This is a genomic window from Flavobacterium chilense (genome assembly GCF_001602525.1).
GTDB lineage: Bacteria > Bacteroidota > Bacteroidia > Flavobacteriales > Flavobacteriaceae > Flavobacterium > Flavobacterium chilense.
Genome location: NZ_LSYT01000001.1, coordinates 693,217 through 707,017, shown reverse-complemented (window position 1 = coordinate 707,017; position 13,801 = coordinate 693,217). Strand labels below are relative to the sequence as shown.

General features: G+C 34.2%; 11 protein-coding genes and 2 pseudogenes. 11 read left to right on the top strand and 2 right to left on the bottom strand.

All coding sequences use genetic code 11. The features are described 5' to 3' along the window. A complete protein-coding gene (locus A4F88_RS02995) occupies positions 1-309 on the top strand; it encodes a hypothetical protein (RefSeq protein WP_068841037.1) in 309 nt (102 codons plus the stop codon). Between the two features lie 74 nt (positions 310-383). Here the strand turns inward: A4F88_RS02995 and A4F88_RS02990 are convergent, their stop codons facing one another. Further along, complete coding sequence (locus tag A4F88_RS02990) at positions 384-2,546, bottom strand: TonB-dependent receptor (RefSeq protein ID WP_068841036.1); 2,163 nt, start codon at positions 2,544-2,546, stop codon at positions 384-386. A 561-nt stretch (positions 2,547-3,107) separates the two neighbouring features. On the opposite strand from A4F88_RS02990, the gene katG reads away from it, so the two are divergent. The 10 genes and pseudogenes from katG to A4F88_RS02940 all read left to right on the top strand — a co-directional run bounded on the left by katG (position 3,108) and on the right by A4F88_RS02940 (position 13,548). Next, on the top strand, positions 3,108-5,381 hold the full coding sequence (katG, locus tag A4F88_RS02985) for a catalase/peroxidase HPI (RefSeq protein WP_068841035.1): 2,274 nt from the start codon (positions 3,108-3,110) through the stop codon (positions 5,379-5,381). Positions 5,382-5,601: 220 nt separating this feature from the next. Beyond that, positions 5,602-7,026, top strand: coding sequence for an amino acid permease (locus tag A4F88_RS02980; protein WP_068841034.1), 1,425 nt, complete (start codon positions 5,602-5,604; stop codon positions 7,024-7,026). A gap of 198 nt (positions 7,027-7,224) precedes the next feature. Next, on the top strand, positions 7,225-7,923 hold the full coding sequence (locus A4F88_RS02975) for a DUF1826 domain-containing protein (protein ID WP_068841033.1): 699 nt from the start codon (positions 7,225-7,227) through the stop codon (positions 7,921-7,923). Between the two features lie 27 nt (positions 7,924-7,950). Next, the gene (locus tag A4F88_RS02970) at positions 7,951-8,589 is read left to right on the top strand and encodes an MEDS domain-containing protein (protein ID WP_068841032.1); all 639 of its coding nucleotides are present in this window, start codon (positions 7,951-7,953) and stop codon (positions 8,587-8,589) included. A 47-nt stretch (positions 8,590-8,636) separates the two neighbouring features. Beyond that, positions 8,637-9,044 carry a hypothetical protein gene (locus A4F88_RS02965; protein WP_068841031.1) on the top strand — a complete coding sequence of 136 codons (408 nt, stop codon included), beginning with the start codon at positions 8,637-8,639 and terminating at the stop codon, positions 9,042-9,044. A gap of 273 nt (positions 9,045-9,317) precedes the next feature. Continuing rightward, on the top strand, positions 9,318-9,716 hold the full coding sequence (locus A4F88_RS02960; RefSeq protein WP_068841030.1) for a hypothetical protein: 399 nt from the start codon (positions 9,318-9,320) through the stop codon (positions 9,714-9,716). Between the two features lie 90 nt (positions 9,717-9,806). Continuing rightward, positions 9,807-10,354: pseudogene (locus tag A4F88_RS02955) on the top strand (REP-associated tyrosine transposase). A gap of 315 nt (positions 10,355-10,669) precedes the next feature. Beyond that, entirely contained in the window at positions 10,670-11,086 is a 417-nt protein-coding gene (locus A4F88_RS02950; RefSeq protein WP_073075412.1) for a hypothetical protein, read from the top strand. A gap of 166 nt (positions 11,087-11,252) precedes the next feature. Beyond that, a complete protein-coding gene (locus tag A4F88_RS02945; RefSeq protein ID WP_068841028.1) occupies positions 11,253-12,260 on the top strand; it encodes a M48 family metalloprotease in 1,008 nt (335 codons plus the stop codon). A gap of 382 nt (positions 12,261-12,642) precedes the next feature. Next, positions 12,643-13,548 (top strand): GTP pyrophosphokinase, encoded by a 906-nt coding sequence (locus tag A4F88_RS02940; RefSeq protein ID WP_068841027.1) that lies wholly within the window; start codon positions 12,643-12,645, stop codon positions 13,546-13,548. A gap of 92 nt (positions 13,549-13,640) precedes the next feature. Here A4F88_RS02940 and A4F88_RS25705 read toward each other — a convergent pair. Next, positions 13,641-13,760: pseudogene (locus tag A4F88_RS25705) on the bottom strand (XRE family transcriptional regulator); the annotation flags it as partial. Positions 13,761-13,801 lie beyond the last annotated feature (41 nt).

The window sequence follows — 13,801 nt, the reverse complement described above, 5'->3', positions numbered from 1 at the left end:
ATGATTATCGTAAAAGTTACTTACACAGTACAACCCGATTTCGTTCAGAAAAATCAGGAAAACATACACTTGTTTATGGCCGATTTTAAAAAAATGAATACAGAAGAATTTAACTATGTTTCCTATTTGTGTGGCGATGGAAAAACATTTGTTCATCTTTCACATTATCAAAACGAGGAAATACAAAAGCAATTGCTTCAAACCCCTTCTTTTCTGTCTTTCCAAAAACAACGGGACGAAAGCGATTTGGAAAATGAGCCACAGATAGAAGTAATGAAGGTAGTCGATTCTTCACATAATATCTTTTGATATTTAAGTATGAAAAAAGGCTGTCCTTTCGGGCAGCCTTTTTTCAAAAAAATAAAAAAACAAGGTAATAATTTTTAGAATGAATGCGCAAGACTCACTGTCATACGAGTTCCGTTTTCTTTTACATAACTCATGTTGTTAACCTGCCATTGTGAAATTACAGAGTAGTAGTCTTTGTTAAATAGATTTTCTACTCCCAGGCGAAGGGTCGTTTTTTCCCTGAAAATATAACTTGTTGAGAGGTTAAAAGCAGTAAATGATTTAATAGGGCCTGTGCCATAAGTGTATGCACCCTTTACCGGTTCAAACCTGTCCCTGCCCGAGGTACTAACCATCTGGGTAAAGATCGACCAGTTTTCGATTGGTCTGTAGACTGCAAAAGCTGTTAATTTAGGCGGATTAATGCGGTCTCCTCCAAGATATACTTTACCTGTGGCTGTTTCTCTTTTACCTTCGGTATAGGAGTAGTTTGCTCCAAGATCAAATTTAGGGTGTAATCTGTATTTGGCTCCAAATTCAAAACCATATATTTTCTCAGGCGAGCGCGAAATCTGCGGATTACCGTCTACATATACATAAGAAGCACCCAGTTTAGAGGTACTGTAAAAAACGGCACCTTCATAGGATAAATCAGAAACGGCCCCGGAGAATCCCACTTCGTAATTATTTGCTACTACTGCTTTAATTGAGGTATTGCTAACTGTGTTTTCTTTAGCTGCTCGCAAAACAAGGCCTAAATCAGCAACACTGAAACTTTGTGAAAAACTGGCAAAAGGCTTAAAAGCATTCCATTTTGTATAACGAAGCCCTGCATTAAACATCAGCGTATTAAAATTTAAATCTCCGCCATTAACTGCGATACCGCCTCCAACATAGGTGCTGGTCACATAATTACGGATTGCAATTGTAGTGTAATCAGGTACAGAGATATGAACATTCTCTAATCTTAAACCGGTCTTTAATACCAAATCAGGTCCAAACATATTCTTGATCTGAAAATAAGGGGCAAGGTTAGACATTTTCATTTCCGGAATAACCAGTCTGCCGTCTGTTAGATGTGTATCTGTTATGTCAGAAAGTATGTCAAGACCATAAGTCACATTTCCATTAATAAGACTGCTCACTTCATAAGGGCTGTTCATATTAAGACGAAATCCAAGCTTTTTACTTTGTGTTGCCGGCTGACCATTGTTTTCGAAAAAGTCACTATAATTAATTACTGTCAAATAATCCTGAAAATATAAAATAGCACTCAGATCGGTATGTCCTATAATATTTTTTCCGGTATAGGTCAAACTTGCATTGTGATTGTAGGGCGTTCCTTCAGGTTCTCCTGGTCTCTGACCTTTGATACCGATGGTTGGCCTGTCAAAGTTTCCATAAACACCAGCCTGTGCAATGTAATCAGTTACCTGAGTACTTTTGTAATAATTGTACATGACCTCCAGACGATTATCGGAATTAAAGTCATAACCAAGTTTTGCAAATGCATTCCAGTTTCTCAAATCATTCATACCATATTCCGGCGAAAGTACGCGTCCTTTTGCATCACGGTAAAGTCCTGTTTCTTCATAACGGCCGCTGGCGACATAATCGAATTTACCTGTTTTACCGCTAAAGAGCTGTGATATAAAGAATCCGGCTGTTTCCTTTGGTTTTATTAATGAAAAAGCGCTTCCTGCTTCGGTAGTTCCGCTAAAGGCTTTGTTCTGATCTGCCTTTTTTGTGATGTAGTTAATTAAACCGCCGTCAGCACCGTTACCATAAATAGCAGTCGCTCCTTTGATGACTTCCACGCGGTCCAGTGCCGCAGGGTCGAGCGAACGAATATCTTTAGCACCATCTCTTAAGGGAGTAGACTGCGGAATACCATCGATCATAACCAGAACCCGACGTCCTCTGAGGGTTTGTCCCAGATTTGAGGTTCTGTTAGTACTAAAGCCCAGTCCTGGCACAGAAGCTCCCAAAATATCACTAAGATTGGTACTTATGCTCAATTGCTGCTGAAGCTGTTTTTTAGAAATAAGAGTTACTGAGGAGGGAACCTGATCAAGACTTTCCGGCTGTCTGGTTGCAGAGATTACTACTTCCTGCAGTTCATTATCAGATTTTGATTTTCCTTTAATGGTATCCTGAGCTGTTTCCTGTTCTGAATTATTGTTATTTGATTTTTTCTGCTGTGCGGATAGAGAATTTACTGCTAAAAGAAGCAGCATAGCGGGTACATAAAATTTCATTTTTACTTATTTAGACTTAATTAAAATAATCAAAAATAAGTAAATAGAGCTGTTTATACAATCTGAAAAACTGGCTTTTTTGTTACAGATCAGTATAGCTTAACTCTAAAGAATTTTTAATGATCTGATATACAGATTCATTTTATGTTAATGTGATTGTCTCCAGTTTCTGAAAAAAATATATTTTAATGAAATCTTAAGGAAGTTCAAGACTTGCATCTGAAAAAAATAAGGTTTTAGGATGTGCTAAAGGCTTCTCGAATACTCCATAAAAAAGGGATTTCAGGTATTTTGACCTTAAAAACAAGCATCGATCAAACCTGATTAAAACAAGGAAGCACAAAATTTTGTTTAAAGTTTTTGTAAAAAACATTAACTTTAATATTGATTGTAGCTTTAATCAAACCTACAATAGTTTATTGATTTGATTTTATAGTGATAAAATTAATTCAAAAACCTCATTCAATAAATTTTATCTATCAGAGGAGAATTAGAAATGATAAACACTCGGAATTTTCTCTTTACAGACTTAGTAATTTAGTAAAAAATAAAACTTGAACTATGGAGAATCAATCAAACGACATTAGTAAGTGTCCTTTTCACAATGGCAGTATTGACAAACAGGCTGCATCAGGTACAAAAAACAATGACTGGTGGCCAAAACAGTTAAAGGTAAGTATTCTTAGACAGAATTCATCTTTATCAAATCCTCTAAATAAGGACTTTGATTATGCCGAAGCTTTTAAAAGCCTTGATCTTGAAGCGGTAAAAAAAGATCTTCACGAACTCATGACAGATTCGCAGGATTGGTGGCCTGCTGATTTTGGTCATTACGGTGGTCTTTTTATTCGTATGGCGTGGCATAGTGCCGGAACTTATCGTGTACATGACGGACGAGGTGGTGCAGGAGCAGGGCAGCAGCGTTTCGCACCATTAAACAGCTGGCCTGATAATGTGAGCCTTGATAAAGCGAGAAGACTTCTCTGGCCTATAAAACAAAAATACGGGCAAAAAATTTCGTGGGCAGATTTGATGATACTGACAGGAAATATTGCGCTGGAATCAATGGGATTTAAAACATTTGGATTTGCAGGAGGAAGAGCAGATGTCTGGGAACCGGATGAATCAGTTTACTGGGGTTCTGAAACGACCTGGCTAGGAGGAGACGAACGTTATAACAATGGTTCTGATGGTGTACCAAAAGATCACGGAGTGGTTTCATCTGATGATGATGCCGACGGAAATGTTCACAGCAGAAATTTAGAAAAACCGCTTGCCGCTGTTCAAATGGGACTTATATATGTAAATCCAGAAGGTCCTGATGGAAATCCTGACCCTATTTTGGCAGCAAAAGATATACGCGATACATTTGGCCGAATGGCAATGAATGATGAAGAAACAGTTGCCTTAATCGCAGGCGGACATACCTTTGGTAAAACTCATGGAGCTTCTTCTTCTGATCATGTAGGCAAAGAACCTGAAGCAGGAGATCTAGAACTACAGGGTTTTGGCTGGAAAAATAGTTTTGGTTCAGGAAAAGGTGCCGATGCCATAACAAGCGGACTAGAAGTTACCTGGACTAAAACACCTACACAATGGAGTAATAATTTCTTCGAAAACTTATTTGCATTTGATTGGGAACTATCTAAAAGTCCAGCCGGTGCACACCAATGGGTTGCAAAAAATGCAGAAGCTATTATTCCGGATGCTTTTGATAGCTCAAAAAAACACCTTCCAACGATGCTTACTACCGATTTGTCATTAAGACTAGATCCGGAGTATGAAAAAATATCACGTCGCTTTTTAGAAAATCCTGATCAATTTGCTGATGCGTTTTCCCGAGCATGGTTTAAATTAACACATCGTGATATGGGACCACGTGCCCGTTATCTTGGATCAGATGTTCCTCAGGAAGTATTATTATGGCAAGATCCTATTCCGGAACTAAACCATAAATTAATTGATGAAAGTGATATAAAACAGCTTAAAGAAAAACTGGTAAATTCTGGTTTAAGTACAGCTCAGTTAGTTTCTACAGCATGGGCTTCTGCTTCTACATTTAGAGGTTCAGACAAACGCGGAGGTGCAAACGGCGCACGCATCAGACTGGCACCACAAAAGAACTGGGAGGTAAATAATCCTGCAAAACTTGGACAGATTTTAAACAATCTGGAAGTCATTCAAAAAGAATTCAATGACTCACAAAATGATGGAAAAAAAGTTTCACTAGCCGATCTTATCGTTCTCGCAGGCGCTGCAGGAGTTGAAAAAGCTGCCAGAGAAGCTGGATATACTGTTGCAGTACCTTTTACTCCGGGTCGTATGGATGCATCTGCAGAAGAAACAGATGTTGAATCATTTGGATATCTGGAACCTAATGCTGATGGTTTTAGAAACTACAGAAAAACAAAATCTACAGTTACAACAGAAGAACTGCTTATAGATAAAGCTAATTTATTGACACTTACAGCGCCTGAACTTACAGTACTTTTAGGAGGTTTGCGTGTGCTTGATATCAATACTGACGGTTCAAAAAATGGTGTTTTCACCCATCGTCCGGGTCAGCTAACCAATGACTTTTTTATCAATTTATTGGATATGAATACACAATGGCAGGCAGTTTCTAATGATAAAGAATTGTATGCAGGAAATGACAGAAGCACCGGACAACCTAAATGGATGGCAACACGTGCAGATCTTGTTTTTGGATCTAATTCAGAATTAAGAGCTGTAGCAGAAGTATATGCCAGCACTGATGCACATGAAAAATTTGTAAATGATTTTATCGCAGTATGGACTAAAGTCATGAATTTAGACAGATTTGACCTGGTTTAGTTATTTCTGATTGTTATCATTTTAAAAAAGACGCTGTATATCGGCGTCTTTTTTTTTGAGATATTCTCTTATGAAAAGTTTCTTTCTCAAACTACTATTACAAAATTTTGTAATCTAATCGAAGTTTTAGCATAATGCATGTTTTGTACGACTCCTTTTTTAACTTATCTTCGCTGTTTATACATTCCAAAAACATTTAACTCCTTTTAAAATCTAATTTGTGAAACAAAAACATGAAGATCTACAAGACAATCAGCTTAAACGCGGATTGACTAACCGCCATATTCAGTTAATTGCCTTAGGCGGATCGATAGGAACAGGTCTTTTCCTTGGTATTGGCCCGGCTGCGGTACTAGCAGGACCATCTGTTATTTTAGGATATGCCGTTGCCGGAATTATCGCTTTTTTTATTATGAGACAACTTGGCGAAATGGTTGTCGAAGAGCCTGTAGCAGGAAGCTTTAGCCATTTTGCTTATAAATATTGCGGTTCTTTTGCGGGTTTTGCATCTGGTTGGAATTATTGGATTCTATATATTTTAGTAAGTATGGCTGAACTTACAGCCATTGGTGTTTACGTACAGTTTTGGTGGCCAGAAATTCCGCTGTGGGCATCCAGTTTATTTTTCTTTCTGGTTATTAATGCTTTAAATTTTGCTTCTGTAAAAGTGTACGGAGAAACTGAGTTCTGGTTTTCAATTATAAAAGTTGCCGCCATTATTGCCATGATTCTTTTTGGTACTTACTTGCTTGTAAGTGGTACAGGAGGTGAACACGCTACGATTCATAATTTATATAACGATGGAGGATTTTTTCCAAAAGGTTTCTTCGAAAAAACTACAACGGGCAGTTTTCAGGGATTATTAGCTGCAATGGCACTGATTATGTTCTCTTTTGGTGGTTTAGAACTTATTGGAATTACCGCTGCTGAGGCCGAAAATCCGGAAAAAAACATTCCAAAAGCAACCAATCAGGTTATTTATAGAATCCTTATATTTTATGTGGGTGCATTGGTCATTTTATTTGCTTTATCGCCCTGGAGACAAATTACGACAGACAGTAGTCCGTTTGTAATGGTTTTTCAAAACTTAAACGGAATGGAATTTGAACTTTTTGGCAACAAAATATTTTTTACAAAACTTATTGCCAATGTGCTTAATTTAATTGTGTTAACTGCCGCTTTATCAGTATACAATAGCAGCGTATACAGCAACTCACGTATGTTGTATGGTTTAGCAGATCAGGGTAGTGCGCCTCAATTTTTAAAGAAGTTAAACAAACAATCAGTACCGGTTAATGCCATTTTAATTTCTTCATGCTTTGCGGCCATCTGTATTTTAATCAATAAAGTAATCCCGGAAGAAGCTTTTAGTATTTTAATGTCTTTAGTAGTATCTTGTTTAGTGATTAACTGGGTTATGATTTCGTATACACACCTGCAATTTAGACGTGCAAAAGACAAGGAAAACATAAAAACCAAGTTTGCATCGATATTTTATCCGGTAAGCAATTATATCTGTTTCGTATTTTTATTGGGTATTTTATCCATCATGTGGATTACCGATATGAAAATATCTGTAGAATTAATTCCTATTTGGCTGGGTATTTTGTTTGTCTTTTATAAAGTTTTTAAAACAAATAAATAAGCAGTTTTTACTGTATCTGGCGAAAATTTTTAAACACATAGAAACATAGTTAGTTCTTTATCTAAAAAACAATACAAAAAGAAACTAGTTTCTAACACATAGTTATGTGTTTTATTAATAGTGAAACGACTTTTACTGTAAAGAAAATTTATGTTTCTATGTGTTTAAAAAACAATTAAACTCAACGATTTATTACACATGATTAATACATTTTCTGATAGCAGCCAAATAGAAGTAGTTTCTACTTTTTCTGAACTTGTACAAACCAATTTCAAAGGAGAAATGAATGCTTTATGCTGGTACAGAAACCTGGATGGCGATTTTAACGAGATTGTAACCAAATTATCTTTAAAAGAAAATATAACCGAAGTTTTTCCCGAAGACCTCATCGCGCTCCAACTCTCAGAAAAAGGAAATACAGCAAGACAAATAATCTTAAATGATTTACAATTACTGGCTGATTTTGGCGCTTCGCCTTCTTTGAATTTACTGAAATGTTACGAACGTGATGATGAATTTGATTTTATCTCGACCGATGTGTATTCGTTTCATGTCGATCGTTCGCCCATTGCAACCGATACTTTTTTATGTACCTATCACGGAGCAGCAAGCGATATCGTTTCTAATTCGCAGGCAGAACAAAAAATCCTGATTCCGGAGATACGTGCAAAGCTAAAAGAACTTCATGATGGAGCTGAGAAAGAATTCGAAGACTTTTTGAAAGAAAATTATTTTGATTTGCATTATCAGCTGCATCCCGATGCAGAACCTATTAATTTGGGGTTAGGGCATCTTTGGCGACTGGCTGTAGATCATCCAAAACAAGAAGTAAAGCCTTGTATTCACAGGGCTCCAATAGAAAATGAAGGCGAATATAGGTTGTTGTTGATTTGTTGATGAAAACTAATTGTGTATATTTGATCTATGAACAAACAGACACCTTTTTCGGTATGTGGAGAATCATTGTCGGCTCCAATGCACATTTGCGGTTTTTTCGATTCCAGAGAAAAGCAATATGAGGTCATCATTCCTTATATTCTGGAAGGACTCGAAGCCAATGATAAAGTAGTTAATATCCTTGAAGGAAACCGACACAGCGAACATTGCCGTTGTCTGGCTGATAATGGAATCTCTATTGCTCAAAAACTGTCAAGCGGTCAATTAGAAGTGCTGGCATCTGAAAATAGTTATATTAAGGATGGTGAGTTTGCTGCCGAAAAAATGTACAAAATGCTCGAACAAACTTTATTATCAGCTTCAAGGGCTGGTTATGATAGCGTAAGAGCGTGCGGCGATATGGTATGGGCGCTCAAAAACCTGCCGGGAACAGATGAACTTTTAGAGTATGAAGCCAGACTGAATCTTTTAACTCCACAACATGCGGTTTCACTAATTTGTATGTACGATATTAGTAGTTTCAGCCAAAACACACTTAGAGATATATTGCTTACACATCCTTATGTGATCAAAGACGGAAAGATCAGCAAAAATCCACATTATGTTGAACCTTTAGAATTGATTTCAAGTCTTTCGCATTCCCGATCTGGTGCGCTGAAATCTTAAGTTTTTATCTTTATTTGTTAGTTCATGTCTTTGAATTATAAACTAAAATGAAAGAATTTATCAAAAGAATATTCAAGAAATCAACTTCGAAAGAATTTCTGAATGTCGAAACCGAATTAACCGAAAATTGGATCAAATTTAATAATGGAAATTCAATTGGAAAGAAAGGTTCTGAAGGTGGTAAGATTTTAAATGATCAAGAAAATATAAATGGTGCGAGAATAACAATTGAAGCCAATGCTGGGAGTATCCCTTTTGCTATTACACTTGGAATTTATGGATTAATGTTTCACACAGAATTTTTTAGTGAAATAGAAATCGCTACTGAATATTTCGAAAGGAAAAAAAATGAAATTGACAGAATTCTAAAAATGTTTGAAATTCCACAAGACAACCAAGATTTAGAATGGGAAAATAAAAAGGATGAGTATTTAGAAAAATTAATTTCTGAATAAATTTCCCCGCTGGTGCGAGCGTCTCGCTCGTGAGCGCAAAGTTGTTTTGTTCTAAAAAATTATCTATCTAATTTATAAAAGTTTTAGAGATTAGTAATTAGTCTTCTTTGTCTGGGCACGAGCGAAACGCTCGCACCAGCAGGGGAAAGCAATTTATTAGATGGCACTCCCGTTATGATAAAGCATGTAAATTATCATAGATATAATCTACAACAACCCTTTAATGATCATTATCAATATTTTGAATTTCAACAAACTTTAAACTAACATGTTATGAGTCTAGCAAATCAATACAACTTAAATTTTCATATTTGGACGTTTTCTGATGGTATTACAAAAAAAGCCAGTATTGGGGTTTCATTAGTGAATGGTTCCACTAAAAACCACGAAATAGCGAGCTTTTTAGAACCTAATGGTATTCGTTTAACACAAGAAATAATAGATGACATTAACTCTTTAAATTTAGATCCAAATTTACCATTTAATAACTATGTTATTTGGGGAGGGAATCAAGATGAAAGCGTTGAAATAAAATCTGCCCCATTTAGAGCTGTTTTTAATAAAACAGGAAAGCCAGTAGAAATTCCAATTGCCGATTTTTTACAAATTTTGCAAGAGTGGAAAGATTTTCTGCAAAACATACCTAATCCACATTGGCTATCTAACAGGTAAAGGCCCGATCGCGCAGATTTATCCCCCCGCTGGCGCGAGCGTCTTGCTCGTGAACACAAAGTATTTCTTACATTAGCTCAAAAATGATAAATGAGCAGAAAATACAAATTTGGAGAAAAAACTGGAGCCTACTTTATAAGTTTTGCTACGGTTTACTAGATAGATGTTTTTACAAGGGAAGAATATTTTGGAAACATTGTAGAGTCATTAGATTACTGCAGAAAGAAGAAAGGAATGGAGATTTATGGCACTGCATAATGCCGAGTCATATTCATTTAATTTTCAGGTCTGAAAATGGAGACCCTTCCGGTCTTATTAGAGATTTTAAAGGTTTTACTTCTCGAAAAATGCTCAAAGTAATTGAAGAAAATCCACAAGAAAGTAGAAAAGAATGGATGCTTTGGATGTTTGAAAGAGCTGGAAAGAAAAACAGCAATGTGAAATTCAGGCAGTTTTGGCAGCAAAACAACAAACCTATTGAAATCTGGTCTTTTAAAGTTTTTGAGCAAAAATTAAATTATATTCATAACAATCCGCTAGAAACTGGTTTTGTTACTAATCCTGTAGATTGGAAATACAGTTCTGCAAGGAATTATGGTGATAATGATCAGACTGTCTTAGAAATTGATATTAATTGATATGCTTCACGTGCACGAGCGGGACGCTCGCGCCAGCAGCGGGGGGAGATTTTTAATGCCTTTATACAATGTTTTCTTCTTAATGCTAATGTAGTTTTTGATACTTTCGTTTAGTCTTAGTCGTTGACTCATTATAACTCGTAATAAGGATTGTATAAGAGATTAAAAAAACAGTATAAATACCTATTGTGGTTTAATTTGTTTATCATAAATTAGATTTAAAATCAAGTAAAACAATGGATTAACTTCACTTGTCAGACTTGTTGATGCAATAATGGCAATGCCATTTCGATTTCACTCACTAAATTTAATTGTATGGATAAACAAATAGAATTTCACCAGTTTATATCCCAAATTGTTCATAATGAAATGGATGAAAACCAGCAAAGCATTTTCTTAGTAGAAAAAGAGAGAATAAATCGGCTTTTTGAAACAGAAAGTATTGAGGAGTTTACTGAAATAAGAAAAACAAGCGGTTTAGATTTTGGGTTTGGTATCGAAGAAGCAAACGAAATAGTAAAAAATGTATTAGACTTAGGTTCATTGATTGTTTCAGTCTTTTCATTGTATTTAGCTTACAAAACTTACAAGAAAACTGAAAAAAATGAGAGACTTAAAGAATTGGAAGACAATTGGAAAGCAATACTAATTATAGATCAACATATTGATGAAAAGGAAGCTGAATTGATTGTGAAAAAATATTCTCCCTCATTAAAAAAGTTAATCAAATGACTTTCTCTGAATCTTTCGCAATATCACTAACCATATTTTTTGTTTGGTATTTATTAAGTAAATGTTTGCCAAAGAAATTGAATCAAATCATCGAACAGAATTTGCTCAAAATCAAGAGTTAATAAAAATAGGAAATATATCGCAATATTTAATATGAAATGAAATTATGAATGAATTCGTTGAATCATCTAATGCTAAAACTAACACAGAAATTAAATTAGAAAATCAAAGAAAAATTGATTGGATTAACATGAAAATATGGTATGAAAAACGGGCAAAAAAACAAGGAAGTGGTTTGATTTTTCAAACAGTTTTATTTTTTTTATTCTTATTTGCTGTTCCTTTAATTACGCAAAAAGGCATAGATAATCAAAGATTGATAAAGGGAGTTGAAGACAGGCAATGGAATCAATATAGTTACCAAACAAATGATGATAAACAATTTGTAGAAGATAACTATAAAAGATTTATGGAAGATGAAAGAGACGAGGGAACGTCTTTACCATATATGGTGGTGATTTCTATTTTAACAATAATTCAAATAAATATTTTTTTATTCACTGGGATTAAAAATCGACTAAATGATATAAACTATACAAAACTGACAAGAGATTCATTTAATGGAATTTGGCTTACTATTGATGAACTAGCATCTTCTATGAATATTCAGTCTAAAAGCATAAATATTTATTATTTGCATACAAATTCATTTGAAGCCCATGTTTTGAAAAAAGATAATAAAATATTACTTTATTTAACACGAAATATAGTTTCGTTTTATAGCCAAGATAAAGAAAAGTTTAAATCAATTATTGCCCATGAACTTGGACACATTTTGCAAAATGATTCCCGCTTTATGTTAGTTGGATTAAACCTAATGATTATTCCAACATTATTAGTTTTTATTGGCGGTTTTCTTTTACTTGTTTCAGGAACTAGTCTTGAATTGTTTAGTTCATTTGGTGGAATAATTTTTTTAACTTTTTTTAAATTTGTTACTAAAAGAAAAGAGTCAGAATTTTTAGCCGATACAGCATCTTTATGCTATTTGGAAAGCACACATATTCTTGAAGTGATAGAAGCATCTGAAGTTACTACTGCAAAGTTTTTTTATCCGACAAAAAATGAAAGAGTTGTATATTTAAACAATGTAATTAAAAGGTTCACTTTATAAGTACTGTTATCAACATGGGTTTGTTAAAATTGATGTGGGAATGAAGTAATTGAATGTTTGCAATTCTAAGAATTATTTGCAATAAATTGATCTGACGTGTTTCGATTTCTTCTCTTCACAAAACTTATAATATCCATGTTTTAGAGATCTCCCTGATAGCGCGAGCGTCTCGCTCGTGCACTGAATGCACGAAATCAATTAAAATTATTATTTAGAGATAGTTACCGTAAACGTACTTCTGAATTCAAAACTTACGTTCACGAGCGAGACAGGGGGGTAGATAACCATTTTGAAACTAAGAAAAAAAGAATATATTAGCATAGTTAATATTTTTTGTAAATACCTCATTTATTTTAAGTTATAAAATTCAAAATAGTATCTTATGGATGTTAGGAATGAATATCTAAGTTTAAAAGAAGAATACGATGATTTCTTAATCGAAATCAAAAGAATAATTGAAAAGATACTTAAGGTCAATAATATTCCCATTGCATTCGACATCCTTGGAAGAACTAAAACTTTAGACTCTATAGAAGAAAAGTTATTAGCAAAAAGATATACAATAAAAGAAAGCATTACGGAACTTAATGATTTAGTTGGGATTCGCATTGTATTGCTTTTTCCAGGACTTAAAGATGATGTCGTAAATTTACTTTCTGAAAAATTTCAAGTAATGGATGTCATTCAAAAGAAAATTCCAGTTGATAAATTTGGTTATAATTCAGTTCATTTAATTTTAGGAATTAAGGAGGAATGGTCTCAATCATTGAATTTTGAAAATCACTCATCAAAAAAAATTGAAATTCAAATTAGGACTGTAGCTGAGCATATTTGGGCGGAAACATCACATGTTTTATTTTATAAAAAAGAGGAGAATATTCCGAATATAATTAGACGAGATTTTCATAGACTCTCTGCATTATTAGAAATTATTGATGAAAATTTGCAAAACATCAAAAATAGAGTTGAGTATCACTTTACTGAAGTCCAAGAAAATGAGTATGATGAAATTTTAATTATGGATTTGAATCCCGAAACTTTCAAAAGAGTAATGTTGAAGAATTCAAATGGATTGTATGATTTTGAAGATCAGAAAAATAAAGAGTTGAGTTCAAGAATAGAGAAAAATTATAATATTTTAAATGCGGGTTATTTAGATACATTAATCATGGATAAAATCGATCTACATAATCTAAGTTCACAAGAATTTGTTCAAAAAGTGTTGGAATTACTTGATGACAAACTCGATTCGGAAGAAAAGAAAAGTTATGATTCTAAACCAAAGTAAATAAAGAATGTTCTTGAATTTTAAAGAATCATAAATAAACAAAAGAGACTTTTTGAGTCTCTTTTTTACAATTAATATATCTTTATAAATACTTACTTCCCAATCAATATTTCAAGCCTAACTATCATTTCATCTTTCTCTTTCAACATAGGCTCGTACAACGCAATTTTTTCTTCATAAAGTTGAATCAATTTTTCAATTGGATGAATATTAGTTGTTCCGTAATTAAATTAATTACTGAAAGCATGTTCTC

What these genes read in the sequence shown, in the direction of transcription:
- A4F88_RS02965 (WP_068841031.1), top strand. Translation starts at nt 8,637, where the DNA reads ATGAAAGAATTTATCAAAAGAATATTCAAGAAATCAACTTCGAAAGAA.
- A4F88_RS02995 (WP_068841037.1), top strand. Translation starts at nt 1, where the DNA reads ATGATTATCGTAAAAGTTACTTACACAGTACAACCCGATTTCGTTCAG.
- A4F88_RS02990 (WP_068841036.1), bottom strand. Translation starts at nt 2,546, where the DNA reads ATGAAATTTTATGTACCCGCTATGCTGCTTCTTTTAGCAGTAAATTCT.
- A4F88_RS02970 (WP_068841032.1), top strand. Translation starts at nt 7,951, where the DNA reads ATGAACAAACAGACACCTTTTTCGGTATGTGGAGAATCATTGTCGGCT.
- A4F88_RS02940 (WP_068841027.1), top strand. Translation starts at nt 12,643, where the DNA reads ATGGATGTTAGGAATGAATATCTAAGTTTAAAAGAAGAATACGATGAT.
- katG (WP_068841035.1), top strand. Translation starts at nt 3,108, where the DNA reads ATGGAGAATCAATCAAACGACATTAGTAAGTGTCCTTTTCACAATGGC.
- A4F88_RS02945 (WP_068841028.1), top strand. Translation starts at nt 11,253, where the DNA reads ATGAATGAATTCGTTGAATCATCTAATGCTAAAACTAACACAGAAATT.
- A4F88_RS02975 (WP_068841033.1), top strand. Translation starts at nt 7,225, where the DNA reads ATGATTAATACATTTTCTGATAGCAGCCAAATAGAAGTAGTTTCTACT.
- A4F88_RS02950 (WP_073075412.1), top strand. Translation starts at nt 10,670, where the DNA reads ATGGATAAACAAATAGAATTTCACCAGTTTATATCCCAAATTGTTCAT.
- A4F88_RS02960 (WP_068841030.1), top strand. Translation starts at nt 9,318, where the DNA reads ATGAGTCTAGCAAATCAATACAACTTAAATTTTCATATTTGGACGTTT.